The following is a 17413-nucleotide window of genomic DNA, read 5'->3' as shown; positions in this document are numbered from 1 at the left end:
GAAAGCAGATGGTTATCTAGACATATAAACCGTCTGTTTTTTGTCTTGTATTTCGAAACTTTTGCGAAATTCTGTTATAATTAATAGTGTTACATACATAATGGTAGTGCAGGAGGCGCAGTCTTATGATTAATCAAGAACGTTTAGTAAATGAATTTATGGAATTAGTACAAGTAGATTCTGAAACGAAATTTGAAGCAGAAATTTGTAAAGTATTAACAAAGAAGTTTACAGATTTAGGTGTAGAAGTATTTGAAGATGACACAATGGCTGTTACTGGGCATGGTGCAGGTAATTTAATTTGTACTTTACCAGCAACAAAAGATGGTGTTGATACAATTTACTTTACTTCTCATATGGATACAGTAGTTCCTGGTAATGGAATTAAGCCTTCTATTAAAGATGGATATATCGTATCAGATGGTACTACGATTTTAGGTGCGGATGATAAAGCTGGATTAGCATCAATGTTCGAAGCAATTCGTGTTTTAAAAGAGAAAAACATCCCTCATGGTAAAATTGAATTTATTATTACAGTTGGAGAAGAATCTGGTCTTGTTGGTGCAAAAGCATTAGATCGTGAGCGCATTACAGCGAAATACGGTTACGCATTAGATAGCGATGGAAAAGTTGGTGAAATCGTTGTTGCAGCTCCAACACAAGCGAAAGTGAATGCAATTATTCGTGGGAAAACAGCTCATGCTGGTGTAGCACCAGAAAAAGGTGTATCTGCAATTACTATCGCAGCGAAAGCAATTGCGAAGATGCCACTTGGTCGTATTGATTCTGAAACAACTGCAAATATTGGACGTTTTGAAGGTGGTACACAAACTAATATCGTTTGCGATCATGTACAAATCTTTGCAGAAGCGCGTTCTTTAATCAATGAGAAAATGGAAGCACAAGTTGCGAAAATGAAAGAAGCATTTGAAACAACTGCAAAAGAAATGGGTGGTCATGCAGACGTTGAAGTAAACGTTATGTACCCAGGATTTAAATTTGCTGAGGGCGATCACGTTGTAGAAGTTGCAAAACGTGCAGCTGAAAACATTGGTCGTACACCTTCTCTTCACCAAAGTGGTGGCGGAAGTGATGCAAACGTAATTGCAGGACACGGTATTCCAACAGTTAACTTAGCGGTTGGTTATGAAGAAATTCATACAACAAACGAAAAGATTCCTGTTGAAGAATTAGCGAAAACAGCAGAATTAGTTATAGCAATTATTGAAGAAGTAGCGAAGTAATGTAATAGAAAAAGCGTGTAAATCACAATTGATTTACACGCTTTTTATTTTGATTCGATTGCTTTTACAAGGCGGATCAGCCAATACAAGAAAATCCATGGCAATATATAAGTTGTTGCTATATGTACTAGACGAGGGAAGAATCCAAATGTATTAAAGTTGAAAATAGGAAGCAGTAAATAATTAATGGCTATGATTAATATAATCACAAGGAACGTATAGTTGAGTTTATTAGTTGATTTCATCATAATCACCCCTTTTTGTAATTTGATACATTTTATGTAAATTGTATCAAATGTATGAAAGGAAAAGAACAAGTAATTATTATAACTATTATGCAAAATTTGATATAATGAAAGAACGAACGTTCTGATTAGGGAGTGAGTACTATGCGAGAAATGTATCCGAAAAATGGTCGTGTTATTTTGCATGTAGATATGAATTGTTTTTTCGCATCTGTTGAAATTGCTCATGACCCATCATTACAAGGGAAGCCGTTAGCAGTTGCTGGAAATGAAAAAGAAAGAAAAGGAATTATTATAACATGTAGTTATGAGGCAAGAGACTATGGAATACGTACAACGATGCCTCTTTGGGAAGCAAAAAGGTTATGCCCGCAATTAGTTGTAATGCGTCCTAATTTTACATTATATCGTGAAGCTTCATTTCAAATGTTTCAAATTCTTTCACGTTTTACGGAAAAAATACAACCAGTCTCTATAGATGAGGGGTATTTAGATATTACAGATTGCTACGCACTCGGTTCACCTCTTGAAATAGCAAAGATGATTCAGCAGGCGTTATTAACAGAGTTACAGCTTCCGTGTAGCATCGGAATTGCTCCTAACCTTTTCCTAGCAAAAACAGCTTCTGATATGAAAAAGCCTCTCGGTATTACCGTGCTTCGAAAACGAGATATTCCAGAAATGATTTGGCCACTTCCAGTTGAAGCAATGCATGGAATTGGAGAAAAAACAGCTGAAAAATTAAATGATATTCATATACAAACAATTGAGCAGTTAGCAAAAGGAAACGAACATATCATTCGCGCTAAAATTGGAAAGCATGGCGTTGATTTACAAAGGCGGGCAAAAGGTATGGATGATAGGGAAGTTGACCCGAGTCAAATGGGACAACATAAAAGTGTCGGTAATTCGATGACTTTTTCAAAGGATATGGATGAAGAGAAAGAATTACTTGATATGTTAGAACGGCTATCAAAATCAGTGAGTAAAAGATTACAAAAGCGAACTCTTGTCAGCTATAATATTCAAATTATGATTAAATATCATGATAGGCGGACAGTAACACGGAGTAAGCAATTGAAAAATGCGATTTGGGAAGAACGAGATATTTTTCAGGCAGCATCTCGTTTATGGAAGCAACATTGGGACGGTGATTCTGTTCGTTTACTAGGTGTTACAGCCACTGAAATAGAGTGGAAGACAGAATCGGTGAAACAATTAGATTTGTTTTCATTTGAAGAAGATGCGAAAGAAGAGCCGCTACTTGCTGTCATCGATCAAATTAATGATAAGTATGGAATGCCGATTTTACAACGAGGTAGTCAATTATTACGTAAGCAAGAAAAGTCTTTTCAGCAAAAATTAGAAAATAAGTTTATGTAGAAGGTGTCATGAAGCTGTAAATATCATGACACCTTTTATTTTTACAATTAACTATGAAATTTTTTACTATAAAGTTTTTATAGAAAATAAATTGTTTCTTTTGCACTACAAGCAAAAGAATTATTTAATAAATCAAGTGAAAGGATAAATTTAGATGAGTTTGATCAAAGTATGTATACAAATTTTTTGACGGAATATGACGATTTGCTAAATAAGTATAAATAAAAAAAGCACTGTAACCAGTGCTTTTTATTATAGATTATGAGATTGTAGCATTTTCAAAAATAACAATTTCTGAACTGTTTGTTGTTGAAACGCGTTGTGCGTAATATGTTAAAGCTGAAGAAATATATGTTGGTAATGAATCATTTGTATGTGTTGTTGTATATTCATGGATTAATTCTTTCAAAGTCGTCCATTCTAATTGTGCTGGGTGATCAGAAACGAAAGAACTTACCCAGCGATCAAATGAAGATGAAAAATCAGTTTGTAAACGAAATGCTTCTTTCATAATAAAACGCTCCCTTAAAATGTAGTATAATCATTTTAACATAAAACACGAACGATTACTAAGTTTTTTGAGTATAACGTTCGTGATATATAGTTGTCTAGATGATTGGTTATGTAAATTCGATTTGCCATTTGAAATAACATTCCGTAAGATGAAAGGTAGATTATATAAAGAGCTGGAGGAAAGAAAGTGGAATTTGTATTTTTAGGAACTGGTGCAGGTGTTCCTTCGAAAGGAAGGAACGTTTCGGCAATTGCTTTGCAATTGTTAGAAGAACGAGGACAGACTTGGTTATTTGATTGTGGCGAGGCGACGCAACATCAAATATTACATACATCAGTACGCCCACGCCGCATTGAAAAAATATTTATTACGCATTTACATGGTGATCATATTTTTGGCTTGCCTGGTTTATTAGGAAGCCGTTCATTTCAAGGAGGGACTACACCTTTAACAGTGTATGGACCAAAAGGAATTAAACAATTTATTGAAGTGGCATTATCAGTAAGTACGACACATGTAAAATACCCACTTGAAATTGTGGAGATAATAGAAGAAGGTACTGTATTTGAAGATAATGAATTTCACGTGGAAACGAAAAGATTGTCACATGGTATTGAATGTTTTGGGTATCGTATTGTAGAGAAAGATATACAAGGTGCTCTTTTAGTCGATAAATTACTGGAGATGGGTGTGAAACCTGGCCCGCTCTTTAAACGTTTAAAAGATGGAGAAGTAGTTGAATTAGAAAATGGTACGATACTAAATGGAAAAGACTTTATTGGTCCACCTCAAAAGGGAAGAATTATTACCATTTTAGGTGATACAAGATATTGTGAAGCGAGTAGAGAGCTGGCACAAGACGCTGACGTACTTGTTCATGAAGCCACTTTTGCAGCAGAGGATGAACAACAAGCATATGATTATTTTCATTCTACATCTAAGCAAGCTGCGAGTATTGCACTTCAGGCAAATGCAAAACGATTAATATTGACTCATATTAGTTCTCGTTATCAAGGAGATACATATAAGGAATTATGGAAAGAGGCAAGAGAGCTATTTTCTAATACAGAAATAGCTACGGATTTGAAATCATTTCCAGTAGATAGATAATAATGGTGTGAAAAAATGGTGACGAAAGGTTGCCATTTTTTTATTTCTAAAAAAAATTTAAAATAAAACTGTTATCATTTTATGTTTATATTGGATGAAACAGAAAGTTTTAATGATGTGAAGAAATAGGATAAAAATACATAGTACCGATTGTTTAGAGAAACTGTTATATAAGTCAGACGACATACGAGTGGTACAAATAGCAAAAACGGATCGTTATTCAGAACTTTTAAAATTTATTAAAAGTAAGCGTTTTATTAAAAACAAGATATAATGAGGGCAGATTATAATTTATTGTAGGCTACATGCGTTTTAGCCATTTGTCGTAACAAGTGGAGTTGACTAAATCGTGAGAGGGAAACATGAGAATTATAAATAAGAAGGATATTACTATTATTTGTACTAAGTCTTTTTTCATTTTTTAGCTTTAAAGCACTAAAAGGTATGAAAGCAATGGGAGTTTCACTTGTTTATGCTATGCTTGTAAGGGGTTCTGTGTTAAACTTTGGATTGCTACAAGACTTTATTGTGGATTAGCTTATATGATTAGTAAATGAAGGTAATGCTAAGTTTCTTATTTATTATGATAATTGGTATTATTTCAGGATATATTGTTTCACTGTTATTCAAAAACTATCCAATTCGTATAGCGGAACAAATTCGTCGTACAACTGGAAAAGCAACCGATTCGGTAGCTTAATAGAATAGTAAAAAATTTTTGCACAGAGGTTTAGGGGGAGTTATGATGAAGTATCGCTCAGTATTTGATATTATTGGTCCAGTTATGATTGGTCCATCAAGTTCACATACAGCAGGCGCAGCAAGAATGGGGCAAGTTGCTCGCCAGCTGTTTCGTCATGAACCAGAAAGAGTAAGCATTTCATTATATGGATCATTTGCAAAGACGTATCGTGGGCATGGTACAGATGTAGCGTTAATAGGTGGGATATTAGGGTTTGAAACAGATGACTTACGTATTCCAGAAGCGCTAGACATAGCAAAAGAGCGCAAAATCGAAGTAGAATTTATTGAAGAAGATGCAAATGCACCTCACCCAAATACAGCGAGAATTCGTTTGTATAAAGGTGAAGAAGAAATTGAAGTTGTTGCTTGCTCAATTGGTGGCGGTAAAATTGAAGTTGTAGAATTAAACGGATTCGATCTTCAATTAACAGGCACGAGTCCAGCACTACTTATTGTAAATAACGATCGCTTCGGTGCTATTGCAGCAGTAGCTTCAATCCTTGCGAAACATGAAATTAACATTAGTACAATGAGTGTTTCTCGTAAAGAAAAAGGAAGAAGAGCGCTTATGGTTATCGAAACAGATGAATTATTAGCAGATGAAGTGATTGAAGAAATAAACGCGCAACAAAATATTTGTCAAGTAACTATTATGGAATAATTGCAGGGGGGACACACCATGTTTCGGAACGCAGCGGAACTAGTGGCGCAAGCTAAAGAACAAAATGTAAAAATCGCAGAAATTATGATTCAATGTGAAATGAAAACAAGAAGTATTTCACGTGAAGAAGTAATTGCTGGTATGGAAAAGAACTTAGTCGTGATGGAGCAAGCAGTAGAACGTGGTATTCGCGGAGTGAAATCACCAACTGGTTTAACTGGCGGAGATGCTGTAAAAGTTCAGGCGTATATGAATAGCGGAAAAGGCTTATCTGGAGATACGATTTTGGACGCGGTGAGTAAAGCTGTTGCAACAAATGAAGTAAACGCAGCGATGGGAATTATTTGTGCAACACCAACAGCAGGGTCTGCTGGAACAGTGCCAGGTGTACTGTTTGCACTGCAAGAAAAATTACAGCCGACACGCGAAGAGATGATCGAATTTTTATTTACAGCAGGAGCTTTCGGTATGGTTGTTGCGAATAATGCTTGTATTTCCGGCGCGGCAGGAGGTTGCCAAGCTGAAGTAGGTTCAGCAAGTGGAATGGCAGCAGCAGCAGCAGTTGAGATGGCTGGTGGAACACAAGATCAAGCAGCTACAGCGATGGCGATTTCATTAAAGAATATGCTTGGTTTAGTATGTGATCCTGTTGCAGGGCTTGTAGAAGTACCTTGTGTAAAACGTAATGCAGCAGGAGCTGCGAATGCGATGATTTCAGCTGATTTAGCATTAGCTGGCGTAACGAGTACAATTCCATGTGATGAAGTGATTGAGGCGATGTTTAGAATCGGACAAACGATGCCAGTAGCACTTCGTGAAACAGCTGAAGGTGGACTTGCAGCAACACCAACTGGTCGCCGTCTGCAAGAAGAGATTTTTGGGAAGACTAATAACTAAACAATATATGTTAATAAAAAAATGGAGCTCAAGTAAGATTGAGCTCCATTTTTATTTTTCTTTTGTTAGTTGTTCTAATGTTTTCCCAAGATTATGTGATCGTTGTGTAGCCTGTGTAATACAAGAAATAAGTGCTTGTTGAAATTTATGTTCTTGTAATACTTCAATGCCTGCTTCGGTCGTTCCGCCAGGAGAAGTAATTTCCTTTCGCAAAACAGAAGGGTGTTTTTCACTTGCTTTTAGCATTTCAGCAGCACCAATCATCGTCTGAAGAATAAGTGACTTTGCAACATCTTCTTTTAAACCAATTGTTTTTGCGGCTTCTTCCATCGCTTCCACTACGTAATAAATATAAGCAGGCCCACTTCCAGATAATGCAGTGACAGCATGCATATCTTCTTCCTCTACAACAGAGACGAGACCGATCGTTTCAAATAAAGCTATGGCAGTCTGAATATGTTCCGCTGTTGCATGTTTTGAAGGCGAGATAGCAGTAGCTGATTTTAAAATAGCTGCAGATGTATTTGGCATCGCACGAATAATCGGAACATCTTTTTGAAGTAGGTTTCTAATCGAGTGAGTAGAAACACCTGCTAATAAGGAAATAATAAGCAGGTTATTATGTATATCTTCTTTAAAAGGAGTAAGCGCTTCTGCAACATCCTTTGGTTTCATTGCTAGAAAAAGAATAGTTGTATCAGTAAGTAGCTCTTTTTTATTATGCGTACCTTTTACGCCATATTTTTTATGTAGCTCCTGCAATCTTGTCTCGTTAGAACGATTACTTACGGTAATTTGTTCGCCTTTCACAACATTTGCATGTAACAAGCCACCAATAATAGCTTCAGCAATAGAGCCTGCACCGAGAAAGGAAATGTTTTGAATAGACATGATGTTCCTCCTTTAAATTTGGTTAGAAATTCTTATAAATGTACATACATTCGTTTTTTTACAGGAAACACCTCTTTTTATCTGAAAATAATGACAAATATATATAGAAGTTGTAAACTGAAGAAGTATTCATTTTTGAACCGGAAAGAGACAGGGGGGCTAAGCATGACGGCGATTCACCGAATGGAGATTCCTGTGCCATTTGCAGTTGAAACTGTGAATGTGTTTTTAGTTGAGGGGGAGACATTAACATTAATTGATACAGGGACGAATACAGAAGAGGCAAGAAGTGCTTTAGAAAGGCAATTAGGTACATTAGGATATGCGATAGAAGATATTAAAACGGTAGTCATTACGCATCATCATGCGGATCATTGTGGGCTTTTAAATATATTTTCTGAGAAAACGAATATTATTGGACATCCTTGGAATGAGCCTTGGATCACGCAAAATCCAGAATTTTTAAAGTGGTATCATGAGTTTTTTAGAGAGACAGCTTTGCAATTTGGTGTTCCAGCGGCATTTTTGAAAGACGAGGCGTTATTGACGACGAAGACACTTAAATATTCTTGTAATAGATCGTTAACGCATACTGTGAGAGAGGGAGATCGTATTGATTCTTTACCTGGGTTTACAGTAATCGAAACACCAGGTCATGCTTCCACTCATATTTCATTATATAGAGAATCTGATGGAATATTAATTGGCGGGGATGCTCTCATTAGCCATATTTCTTCGAATCCCATATTAGAACCACCATATGAAGGACAAACAGAAAGGGCGCGCCCGTTATTACAATATAATCAAACATTAAAGCGTTTAAGTGAAATGAATATTTCGCGCATTTTATCAGGACATGGAGAAGATGTTCTAAATGTGAAACAACTTATTGAAACGAGATTACAAAAGCAAGAAACACGTGCGTTTAAAGTGCTTGAGTTATTAAAGGAAAAACCAATGACAGCATTTGAAGTATGTGTAAAACTATTTCCGGTATTATATAAGGAGCAATTGCCGCTTACTATTTCAGAAACTGTTGGACAATTAGACTTTTTAGCATATAATCAACAAGTGATGATTGATGAATCTTCGCAACAATTGATTTATTATGCAAAGTAGGTGACAGCAATGACGGGACGTTTACAAGATAAAGTAATCGTCATTACAGGTGCTTCTAGTGGAATTGGAGAGCAAGTTGCAATGCAAGTTGCAGAGCAGGGGGCGACTCCAGTATTAATGGCTAGAACAGAAGAGAAATTAAAAGCGTTAGCAGAGAAAATTAAAGAAACTTATAATACGCCTTGCTATTATTATGTATTAGATGTAAGTGAAGAGATGGAAGTACAATCTGTTTTTTCAAAGGTATTACAAGAAGTGGGACGTATTGATATATTAGTAAACAATGCGGGATTTGGTATTTTTAAAACATTTGAAGATGCGTCAATGGATGAAGTGAAAGATATGTTCCAAGTAAATGTATTTGGATTAGTAGCTTGTACGAAAGCGGTACTACCCTATATGGTGAAAAGGAACGAAGGACATATTATTAATATTGCTTCACTTGCTGGGAAAATTGCAACTCCAAAATCGAGTGCGTATGCAGCGACGAAACATGCAGTATTAGGATTTACGAATAGTTTACGCATGGAGTTGTCTAGTACAAATATTTTCGTAACAGCGATTAATCCAGGTCCGATAGATACAAACTTTTTTGAAATAGCGGATCAATCCGGTACATATGTGAAAAATATGGGACGGTACATGTTAAAACCAACATATGTAGCAGAGCAGATCGTAAAATCGATGCAAACGAAAAAGCGTGAAGTAAACTTACCGAAGTGGATGGGCATTGGTCCGAAACTTTATGCACTATTCCCAGGTTTATTTGAGCGTGTTGCAGGTAAATCATTAAATAAAAAATAGGAGATTTCCATATGGAAATCTCCTATTTTTTATTTTCCAGTCACATAATCGTAAACGATATCCTCAACTGCCTCGTATACATCAATTTCAGTATTTGAATGAATTATCGTTTGAATATGTTTAATTAGCATTTCCTGATCCTCATTTGACATAGTATTACATTGATATTGTTGAAAACTTTTTATGATCATTTTCTCAATTAATTTTTCATTCATGTTTTTCCCCGCCTGTATGTACGTATGTATTGTTTTACCCGGCATTAACGGGCAGTAAAACTCCCACCTTAAAATTCGGCTAGAGCAAAGAAGTTAGGTGGGAGATCGACTGCCCCTAAACGCCCGATTGGTTCAACTAATAATCAGTGAGGATGAACAAAACCCCACTGATTATAGTTTCACTTTATTGTACTTGAAGTGAAATGAAAAAACTACTATACACTATTTGTGTATAAAAATTCTATTGTGTATATTGTTTTTCTAGTAAAATTAAGTTTTTTAAGTTTGTAAGATTTATAAATATTTAATTGACTCTATAAATATACAATATTATAATCATACTTAATTTAAAGAATTGATATGAGGAGGAGCATATGAAAGTCGCGATTATTGGAGCAACTGGGTATGGAGGTATTGAGTTAATTCGGTTATTAGAGCAACATCCATATTTTTCGATAGCATCTCTTCATTCTTTTTCGCAAGTTGGCGAGTGTATAACAAATGTATATCCGCATTTTCAAAATGTTCTTGTTCATACGTTACAAGAAATTGATGCGGAAGAAATAGTGAAAGAAGCAGAAATTGTATTTTTGGCAACCCCAGCAGGAGTATCAGCAGAGCTAACTCCAAAATTATTAGCAGTAGGTTTAAAAGTAATTGACCTATCTGGAGACTTTCGTATGAAAGATCCTTTCATATATGAACAGTGGTATAAAAGGACAGCTGCAAAAGAAGCAGTTCTTAGTAAAGCTGTATATGGGTTAAGTGAATGGAAAAGGTCCGAGATTCAAAATGCAAATTTAATTGCAAACCCAGGATGCTTTGCTACAGCTGCATTATTAGCGGTATTGCCGTTAGTTCGTAGCGACATAATTGAAGAAGATTCCATTATTATTGATGCGAAATCAGGAGTATCTGGAGCAGGCAAAACGCCAACGACAATGACTCACTTTCCTGAGTTATACGATAACCTGCGTATTTATAAAGTAAATGAGCATCAACATGTTCCTGAGATTGAGCAAATGCTCGCGGAGTGGAATAGGGAAACGAAGCCAATCACGTTTAGTACACATTTAATACCGATATCACGGGGAATTATGGTTACACTTTATGCGAAAGTAAAACGAGAAATGGAAATAGGGAAACTTCAAAAATTATATGAAGAAACGTATGAACAATCGCCTTTCATTCGAATTCGTACGCAAGGAGAGTTTCCAAGTCCGAAAGAAGTGAGGGGCTCAAATTATTGTGATATGGGGATAGCTTACGATGAAAGAACCGGAAGAGTGACAGTCGTTTCTGTTATAGACAATATGATGAAAGGTGCGGCTGGGCAAGCGATTCAAAATGCAAATATAGTAGCGGGACTAGAAGAAACAACAGGTTTACAGCATATGCCGCTTTATTTATAAGGGGGACATGATGATTAAAGTAGAGTCTATTACAAAATTAGATAATGGTTCAATTGTAACGCCAAAAGGCTTTTCGGCAGTCGGTACTGCAAATGGTTTGAAAAAAGACAAAAAGGATTTAGGTGTAATCATTTGTGAAGTGCCAGCATCATGTGCTGCCGTTTATACAACGAATCAAATACAAGCAGCTCCCCTGCAAGTAACGAAAGACAGTATAACAGCTGAGGGGAAATTGCAGGCAATTATCGTCAATAGTGGAAATGCAAATGCTTGTACAGGAATGAAAGGGTTACAAGATGCTTACGAGATGCGTGCATTAGGAGCGGAACATTTTGGATTGAAAGAAAATTACGTTGCAGTAGCTTCAACAGGTGTAATTGGTGTCCCTTTACCGATGGATATAATCCGAAAGGGAATTGCAACTCTTATCCCGACGAAGGAAGAAAGTGAAGCTCATTCTTTTTCTGAAGCAATCTTAACGACGGATCTTATAACGAAAGAAACTTGCTATGAAATGATGATTGATGGGAAGAAAGTGACGATTGCTGGTGTTGCGAAAGGTTCAGGGATGATTCATCCAAATATGGCGACGATGCTAAGTTTTATTACGACAGACGCTCATATAGAGCATGACGTATTACAAACAGTATTATCACAAATAACGAATCGTACATTTAATCAAATTACGGTAGATGGAGATACTTCTACGAATGATATGGTCATCGTTATGGCAAGTGGATTATCAGAAACGAAACCAATCAATATGGAACATGCAGATTGGGAAACTTTCGTATTTGCTTTACAGAAGGTATGTGAAGATTTAGCGAAAAAAATCGCACAAGATGGTGAGGGCGCTACGAAGTTAATAGAAGTAAATGTGTTAGGAGCTCGAACGAATGAAGAGGCAAAGAAAATTGCAAAGCAAATAGTCGGTTCGAGTCTTGTGAAAACAGCAATACATGGTGAAGATCCAAACTGGGGGCGAATTATTAGCAGTATTGGACAAAGTGAAGTCACGATTAACCCAAATACAATTGATATTACTCTTCAATCTATTACGGTGCTGAAAAATAGTGAACCTCAAATGTTTTCTGAAGAGGAAATGAAAAAGAAATTAAAAGAACATGAAATTATGATTGATGTGTATTTACATTTAGGAGAAGAGACAGGATCAGCTTGGGGCTGTGACTTAAGCTATGAATATGTGAAAATAAACGCTTGTTATCGTACATAAGGAGAGGGAAGATGAGCGATTATATTGTAGTGAAATGCGGCGGTAGTATGTTGGATCAATTAAATGATGTGTTTTTTGATTGCATAAAGAAATTGCAACAGAAGTATAAAGTAGTGATTGTCCATGGCGGCGGCCCAGAAATTGATGCCCAATTAAAAGATTGTAACATCAAAGTAGAAAAAAGAGATGGATTACGAGTAACACCAAAAGAAGTTATGGATATTGTTCAAATGGTGCTATGCGGAAGTACGAATAAAAAGTTTGTAATGAAGTTGCAAAGGCATAATTTACTTGCGGTAGGTTGCTCAGGGTGTGATGGCAAGTTACTTCAAGTTCAACCTGTCAGTGAGGAGATAGGATATGTGGGAGAAGTAAGTTATGTCGAAACGGCCTTACTAAAAGGATTAATAAATATGAATTATATTCCTGTTATTGCTCCGGTCGGCATAAATGATAATGAGATTTATAACATAAATGCGGATACCGCCGCAGCTGGAATTGCGGCTGCATTATCTGCAAAAGAACTCATTTTTATTACAGATGTAGATGGGGTATTACATGAAGGAAAGTTACTAAAGAAAACGGATGAATTTGAAATTGTGAATTTAATAGAAAAAGGAGTTATTACAGGCGGGATGATTCCGAAAGTACAGGCGGCACTAGCGTCATTAAAAATGGGAGTGCAAAAGATAAGTATTGTGAACGGTACAAAAGATTTTACTGAAGTTACGGGAGAGTGTATTGGAACGACGGTAACGAAAGGAGTAAGTATCGTATGACARGTCATCTTTTTCAAACGTATGGGAGAAGAAATATTGAGCTTGTAAAGGGAAGTGGAACGAAAGTCGTTGATGAAAATGGTAAGCAATATTTAGATTTCACATCAGGAATTGGCGTATGTAATTTAGGACATTGTCACCCTACTGTTATGAAAGCTGTACAAGAGCAACTTCATGATATATGGCATATATCTAACCTGTTTACAAACAGCTTACAAGAAGAAGTCGCGTCATTATTAACAGAAAATATTGCATTAGATTATGTGTTCTTCTGTAATAGCGGGGCAGAGGCGAATGAAGCAGCTTTGAAGTTAGCCCGTAAGCATACTGAAAAGTCTCTCGTCGTAACATGCAAGCAGTCTTTTCACGGTAGAACATTCGGAACGATGAGTGCGACGGGGCAAAATAAAGTGAAAGAAGGATTTGGTCCATTACTTCCATCTTTTTTACATATTCCTTTTAATGATATTAAGGCATTGAAAGAGGTAATGAATGAAGAAGTTGCGGCAGTAATGGTAGAAGTTGTTCAAGGAGAGGGAGGAGTCATACCTGCTAATCTATCTTTTTTGGAAGAGATTGAAACATTATGTAATAAGTTCGGCTCCTTATTTATTATAGACGAAGTACAAACGGGGATAGGAAGAACAGGAACACTATTTGCTTACGAACAAATGGGGATAAAACCTGATATCGTTACCGTTGCAAAGGCACTAGGAAATGGTATTCCTGTTGGAGCGATGATCGGCCGTAAGGAACTCGGAACGTCGTTCACTGCAGGATCACACGGTTCAACGTTTGGCGGGAATTATATTGCGATGGCTGCAGCGAAAGAAGTATTGCAAGTAAGTAAGAAACCATCGTTTTTAAAAGAAGTAAAGGAAAAGGGCGAATACGTATTAGAGAAGTTGCGAGAGGAATTACGACATGTCGACTGTATTCAAAATATACGTGGTAAGGGGCTTATGATTGGGGTTGAGTGTAAGCATGAAGTTGCAAGTTTTATAGAACAACTAGAGAAAGAGGGTCTTCTCGTATTACAAGCAGGATCTAATGTGATAAGACTATTACCACCACTTATTGTAACGAATGAAGAGTTAGAACAGGCAGTATATATGATAAAAAAAGTAGTTTGTACAAAAAACGTATCAATCATATAAGGGGGAAATTCCATGTCAACTGTACAAGTACCGAAATTAAATACGAAAGATTTTTTAACATTAGAAGAACTGACACAAGAAGAAATCATTTCTTTAATTGAGTTCGCTATATATTTAAAAAAGAATAAGCAAGAGCCTTTATTACAAGGGAAAATATTAGGGCTTATCTTTGATAAACATTCGACTCGTACTCGCGTATCTTTTGAAGCGGGAATGGTACAGCTCGGAGGACATGGCATGTTTTTAAGTGGGAAAGAGATGCAAATTGGAAGAGGGGAGAGCGTTTCAGATACTGCGAAAGTATTATCTCATTATATTGACGGGATCATGATACGTACATTCTCACATGCCGATGTAGAAGAGCTTGCAAAAGAATCGAGCATACCTGTTATTAATGGATTAACGGACGATCACCACCCTTGTCAAGCGTTGGCAGATTTAATGACGATTTATGAAGAAGTAAAGACATTTAAAGGAATTAAATTAGCTTATGTAGGTGATGGGAATAACGTATGTCATTCATTGTTGTTAGCGAGTGCGAAAGTTGGAATGAATATGACTGTTGCGACGCCTGTAGGATATGAACCGAATGAGGAAATTGTAAAAAAAGCGTTAATGATTGCTGAAGAAACAGGGGCTGTAATTGAAATTTTGCATAATCCTGAATTAGCGGTGAGTGAAGCAAATTTCATTTATACTGACGTTTGGATGAGCATGGGGCAAGAAGGAGAAGAAGAGAAATATACTTTATTTCAACCTTACCAAATCAATAAAGAACTTGTTATGCATGCGAAGCAAACATATCGTTTCTTACACTGTTTACCTGCCCATCGTGAAGAAGAAGTAACAGGAGAAATTATAGATGGACCACAGTCTATCGTCTTTGAGCAAGCTGGTAATCGATTGCACGCGCAAAAAGCATTATTAGTAAGTTTATTTAAAAATGTAGAAGAACTTTCTTAAATGAAGTGCACCTCAATTGTTAGATACGAATAACAATTGGGGTGTTTTTTATGGTTAAATTCTTTTTAGAAGAGAAAGTAAATACAATAAAAAGATATTACTTTGAGTATATACTGAATGTACTTAATTATATGGGTAGAGGGGGGATATCTATTAGAGAAACAGCTACTAAATTTTTTGTATAACCTTTTGTGCCTAGTTTACTAAGAAGACTCTTTACTTCACATACACGTAGGCTTCATTTGCTGTTAAGCAGGCTTTATGTTGTATAAAGATTTTTGGATGTTCTGAAATTTCTGTATTTACATTTTTTTCTTTTTATCTCATAATTTTAATTGGGAGAGGGAGGAAAAAAATGGTTCAAATTAAAGTTACACCTGAAATGCTAGAAGAAGTTGCGAATCGTGCAAGCAATACCCGAATCGCATTAGAATCTATACATAATAATTTATGTAATGAAATAGATCAATTGTGTTTTCAGTGGATTGGTGCCTCTAATCAACAGTTCATTCAAATGTTCAATGATGCGAGACTAAAAGCTTTTACATCTATTCATTCACTTGTAAAAGTAGAAGAAGATTTGAAACGAATTGCTGAAAAATTCCGCAATACAGATAATCAAGATGTTACAATGGAACAAGGAGCGATGTGTGGACCACTATCATCAGAAAAAGAGGATTTTGATGGTGAAAAACTTGCTAGGGATATAGTAGGTGAAATAAGTGGTGAGTATGATATTCGTCGTGCTTGGGATGGGATTGATCCATCTACTGGCGAAAAACTATCTACTTTGGATAGAGTATTTGCTGGAGGAATGGCAGTAGCAGGGATTACACCCTTTGGGAAGATAGCTAAAGTAGGCAAAGGAGTTAAAATGACTGCTAAGGCTACTGAGGCTGTGAATAAAGCTAAAAAAGTATCTGTGGAGAAAGTCAATGGAGTTAAGGGGGCCGGTAAAGCTGGGGGACCTGTAGAGGTCAAAGCACCTCCTGGAGCGACAGATGAACAGATAGCGCAAGTTAAGGCTTATGTTGAGGGATCTAATAAAGCCTTAGAAGCTGGTGCTTTATCACCAACAGGAAGGGTATCAACTAAAGGTAAATTAAGACAAGAAGCTTCACGTGCGGCAAGGCTAGAAGGTAAGCGAGCTGCTGATAATGGAGAAGCATACAAGGGACATGTTGGTCATGTTCCTGATACAACTTGGATGGGGAAACCGGAGCCTCATAGTTGGTTAGACCTTGATCCAAAAGTTAATATGAGCATAGGTGGACAGGCTAATAAATATCCAATTGGTTATAAACCTACAAAATTTAAGTTTGTAGAGGAGGAGTAGATGATGAATAATTGGAAAGATAAGATAGCTACAATGATTTTAGTGAAGCAGGAGCTAATGAAACAAGATGTAGAAAAAATATGGCCACACCATTTTCCAGAGGTGGGAGCAAATGAAAAATCTATTCGCATTATTGAACAAGAATTGGGATATAAGCTTGATTTAATGTATCGAGAATTTCTTCAATATGCCAATGGTTGGGCAGGCTTTTATCAAACGGTGGATTTATTTGGTACGGAGCAATTAAAGGAATCATCTATAATGGATTATGCTCAGGTATTATTAGAAGCTATAGATGATGTTGTTTTAGAAGAAAGCGGTGTTTTAAGACAGGAGCTATTACCAATAGCAGTTTCTGAATTTGATAGGGATTTATTTGTTTTATGTTTACCTAATTCTTCTAGACCAGGAGAGATAATTTGGTTTGCGGGTGAAGAAATAGATAGATTTGAGAATTTTGACGAGTACTTTTTAGCAATGATCGACTATAATAGAGAAGAGATATTAGCTTTAAAGGGGTAGTTTATGCAATCGTGTTTTTTAAGTGTATGTTAATGTGCGGCTATAAAAACATAAATACTAATACGGCTAAAGCAAAATATATTTGAAGTGAACAGAAAAGAAAATGAATATTAATCGTCAAGATATACAAGTTTTAAGGTTACGATAAAATCTAGAGCAATTTAAAAACAATATGAACTGAAA

At 36.2% G+C, this 17413-nt stretch carries 19 protein-coding genes and 1 pseudogene; 16 read left to right on the top strand and 4 right to left on the bottom strand.

The features are described 5' to 3' along the window. Positions 1-125 precede the first annotated feature (125 nt). Positions 126-1244 (top strand): tripeptidase T, encoded by a 1119-nt coding sequence (locus AC1DMU_RS02245; RefSeq protein ID WP_048546358.1) that lies wholly within the window; start codon positions 126-128, stop codon positions 1242-1244. A 44-nt stretch (positions 1245-1288) separates the two neighbouring features. Here AC1DMU_RS02245 and AC1DMU_RS02240 read toward each other — a convergent pair whose 3' ends face one another. After that, positions 1289-1489, bottom strand: a complete 201-nt coding sequence (locus AC1DMU_RS02240; protein WP_046956380.1) for a hypothetical protein — start codon at positions 1487-1489, stop codon at positions 1289-1291. A gap of 144 nt (positions 1490-1633) precedes the next feature. Here AC1DMU_RS02240 and AC1DMU_RS02235 point away from each other — a divergent pair, with 144 nt between their 5' ends. Both AC1DMU_RS02235 and AC1DMU_RS02230 read left to right on the top strand, forming a co-directional pair. Beyond that, positions 1634-2872, top strand: a complete 1239-nt coding sequence (locus AC1DMU_RS02235) for a DNA polymerase IV (RefSeq protein ID WP_088064378.1) — start codon at positions 1634-1636, stop codon at positions 2870-2872. Positions 2873-2962: 90 nt separating this feature from the next. Further along, positions 2963-3097 (top strand): annotated as a pseudogene (locus AC1DMU_RS02230) (DNA polymerase IV); the annotation flags it as partial. 34 nt (positions 3098-3131) lie between these two features. On the opposite strand, the gene AC1DMU_RS02225 reads toward AC1DMU_RS02230, so the two are convergent. After that, positions 3132-3383, bottom strand: coding sequence for a DUF3932 family protein (locus tag AC1DMU_RS02225; protein WP_000656495.1), 252 nt, complete (start codon positions 3381-3383; stop codon positions 3132-3134). Positions 3384-3572: 189 nt separating this feature from the next. Here AC1DMU_RS02225 and rnz point away from each other — a divergent pair, with 189 nt between their 5' ends. The 4 genes from rnz (at position 3573) to sdaAA (ending at position 6798) form a co-directional block, all read left to right on the top strand. Next, positions 3573-4496 carry a ribonuclease Z gene (rnz, locus tag AC1DMU_RS02220; protein WP_088064377.1) on the top strand — a complete coding sequence of 308 codons (924 nt, stop codon included), beginning with the start codon at positions 3573-3575 and terminating at the stop codon, positions 4494-4496. A gap of 553 nt (positions 4497-5049) precedes the next feature. After that, positions 5050-5196, top strand: coding sequence for a hypothetical protein (locus AC1DMU_RS02215; RefSeq protein WP_179194447.1), 147 nt, complete (start codon positions 5050-5052; stop codon positions 5194-5196). A 45-nt stretch (positions 5197-5241) separates the two neighbouring features. Next, a complete protein-coding gene (gene sdaAB / locus AC1DMU_RS02210; RefSeq protein ID WP_000877441.1) occupies positions 5242-5901 on the top strand; it encodes an L-serine ammonia-lyase, iron-sulfur-dependent subunit beta in 660 nt (219 codons plus the stop codon). 18 nt (positions 5902-5919) lie between these two features. Beyond that, positions 5920-6798 (top strand): L-serine ammonia-lyase, iron-sulfur-dependent, subunit alpha, encoded by an 879-nt coding sequence (sdaAA, locus tag AC1DMU_RS02205; RefSeq protein ID WP_000489470.1) that lies wholly within the window; start codon positions 5920-5922, stop codon positions 6796-6798. Between the two features lie 51 nt (positions 6799-6849). Here the strand turns inward: sdaAA and proI are convergent, their stop codons facing one another. Continuing rightward, positions 6850-7689 carry a pyrroline-5-carboxylate reductase ProI gene (gene proI, locus AC1DMU_RS02200; protein WP_000027261.1) on the bottom strand — a complete coding sequence of 280 codons (840 nt, stop codon included), beginning with the start codon at positions 7687-7689 and terminating at the stop codon, positions 6850-6852. A gap of 165 nt (positions 7690-7854) precedes the next feature. Between proI and AC1DMU_RS02195 the strand changes: the two genes are divergently transcribed. Together AC1DMU_RS02195 and AC1DMU_RS02190 are read left to right on the top strand one after the other, a co-directional pair. Then, positions 7855-8808, top strand: coding sequence for an MBL fold metallo-hydrolase (locus tag AC1DMU_RS02195; protein ID WP_064474854.1), 954 nt, complete (start codon positions 7855-7857; stop codon positions 8806-8808). A 9-nt stretch (positions 8809-8817) separates the two neighbouring features. Further along, the gene (locus tag AC1DMU_RS02190) at positions 8818-9612 is read left to right on the top strand and encodes an SDR family oxidoreductase (RefSeq protein ID WP_075308096.1); all 795 of its coding nucleotides are present in this window, start codon (positions 8818-8820) and stop codon (positions 9610-9612) included. A gap of 29 nt (positions 9613-9641) precedes the next feature. On the opposite strand, the gene AC1DMU_RS02185 is transcribed toward AC1DMU_RS02190, so the two are convergent. Beyond that, positions 9642-9827, bottom strand: a complete 186-nt coding sequence (locus AC1DMU_RS02185; protein WP_088064376.1) for a YqzH family protein — start codon at positions 9825-9827, stop codon at positions 9642-9644. Between the two features lie 374 nt (positions 9828-10201). Between AC1DMU_RS02185 and argC the strand changes: the two genes are divergently transcribed. The 7 genes from argC to AC1DMU_RS02150 all read left to right on the top strand — a co-directional run bounded on the left by argC (position 10202) and on the right by AC1DMU_RS02150 (position 17230). After that, entirely contained in the window at positions 10202-11239 is a 1038-nt protein-coding gene (argC, locus tag AC1DMU_RS02180; RefSeq protein WP_088064375.1) for an N-acetyl-gamma-glutamyl-phosphate reductase, read from the top strand. A 10-nt stretch (positions 11240-11249) separates the two neighbouring features. After that, positions 11250-12473: a bifunctional glutamate N-acetyltransferase/amino-acid acetyltransferase ArgJ gene (argJ, locus tag AC1DMU_RS02175; RefSeq protein ID WP_142291806.1), complete on the top strand. Its 1224-nt coding sequence runs from the start codon at positions 11250-11252 to the stop codon at positions 12471-12473. Between the two features lie 11 nt (positions 12474-12484). After that, entirely contained in the window at positions 12485-13252 is a 768-nt protein-coding gene (argB, locus tag AC1DMU_RS02170) for an acetylglutamate kinase (RefSeq protein ID WP_088064373.1), read from the top strand. Further along, positions 13249-14409, top strand: coding sequence for an acetylornithine transaminase (locus AC1DMU_RS02165; protein ID WP_476941462.1), 1161 nt, complete (start codon positions 13249-13251; stop codon positions 14407-14409). The genes argB and AC1DMU_RS02165 overlap by 4 nt, the downstream gene beginning before the upstream one ends. Before the next feature lie 12 nt (positions 14410-14421). Further along, the gene (gene argF, locus AC1DMU_RS02160; RefSeq protein ID WP_088064371.1) at positions 14422-15372 is read left to right on the top strand and encodes an ornithine carbamoyltransferase; all 951 of its coding nucleotides are present in this window, start codon (positions 14422-14424) and stop codon (positions 15370-15372) included. Positions 15373-15727: 355 nt separating this feature from the next. Beyond that, a complete protein-coding gene (locus tag AC1DMU_RS02155; RefSeq protein ID WP_088064370.1) occupies positions 15728-16708 on the top strand; it encodes a WXG100 family type VII secretion target in 981 nt (326 codons plus the stop codon). 3 nt (positions 16709-16711) lie between these two features. Further along, positions 16712-17230: an SMI1/KNR4 family protein gene (locus tag AC1DMU_RS02150; RefSeq protein WP_088064500.1), complete on the top strand. Its 519-nt coding sequence runs from the start codon at positions 16712-16714 to the stop codon at positions 17228-17230. The last annotated feature ends 183 nt before the right edge of the window (positions 17231-17413 follow it).

The sequence above is a fragment of the Bacillus sp. 01N45 genome (genome assembly GCF_056399205.1).
Note: the sequence above shows the minus strand (reverse complement) of the source record. Positions and strands in the feature narration are given on the sequence as shown.

Excerpts from the sequence above, each read along its gene's own strand:
- argJ (WP_142291806.1), top strand. The coding sequence starts at position 11,250 with ATGATTAAAGTAGAGTCTATTACAAAATTAGATAATGGTTCAATTGTA.
- argB (WP_088064373.1), top strand. The coding sequence starts at position 12,485 with ATGAGCGATTATATTGTAGTGAAATGCGGCGGTAGTATGTTGGATCAA.
- proI (WP_000027261.1), bottom strand. The coding sequence starts at position 7,689 with ATGTCTATTCAAAACATTTCCTTTCTCGGTGCAGGCTCTATTGCTGAA.
- AC1DMU_RS02235 (WP_088064378.1), top strand. The coding sequence starts at position 1,634 with ATGCGAGAAATGTATCCGAAAAATGGTCGTGTTATTTTGCATGTAGAT.
- AC1DMU_RS02155 (WP_088064370.1), top strand. The coding sequence starts at position 15,728 with ATGGTTCAAATTAAAGTTACACCTGAAATGCTAGAAGAAGTTGCGAAT.
- AC1DMU_RS02150 (WP_088064500.1), top strand. The coding sequence starts at position 16,712 with ATGAATAATTGGAAAGATAAGATAGCTACAATGATTTTAGTGAAGCAG.
- argF (WP_088064371.1), top strand. The coding sequence starts at position 14,422 with ATGTCAACTGTACAAGTACCGAAATTAAATACGAAAGATTTTTTAACA.
- sdaAB (WP_000877441.1), top strand. The coding sequence starts at position 5,242 with ATGAAGTATCGCTCAGTATTTGATATTATTGGTCCAGTTATGATTGGT.
- AC1DMU_RS02245 (WP_048546358.1), top strand. The coding sequence starts at position 126 with ATGATTAATCAAGAACGTTTAGTAAATGAATTTATGGAATTAGTACAA.
- AC1DMU_RS02185 (WP_088064376.1), bottom strand. The coding sequence starts at position 9,827 with ATGAATGAAAAATTAATTGAGAAAATGATCATAAAAAGTTTTCAACAA.
- AC1DMU_RS02215 (WP_179194447.1), top strand. The coding sequence starts at position 5,050 with ATGAAGGTAATGCTAAGTTTCTTATTTATTATGATAATTGGTATTATT.
- AC1DMU_RS02225 (WP_000656495.1), bottom strand. The coding sequence starts at position 3,383 with ATGAAAGAAGCATTTCGTTTACAAACTGATTTTTCATCTTCATTTGAT.
- AC1DMU_RS02190 (WP_075308096.1), top strand. The coding sequence starts at position 8,818 with ATGACGGGACGTTTACAAGATAAAGTAATCGTCATTACAGGTGCTTCT.
- AC1DMU_RS02240 (WP_046956380.1), bottom strand. The coding sequence starts at position 1,489 with ATGAAATCAACTAATAAACTCAACTATACGTTCCTTGTGATTATATTA.
- argC (WP_088064375.1), top strand. The coding sequence starts at position 10,202 with ATGAAAGTCGCGATTATTGGAGCAACTGGGTATGGAGGTATTGAGTTA.
- AC1DMU_RS02195 (WP_064474854.1), top strand. The coding sequence starts at position 7,855 with ATGACGGCGATTCACCGAATGGAGATTCCTGTGCCATTTGCAGTTGAA.
- sdaAA (WP_000489470.1), top strand. The coding sequence starts at position 5,920 with ATGTTTCGGAACGCAGCGGAACTAGTGGCGCAAGCTAAAGAACAAAAT.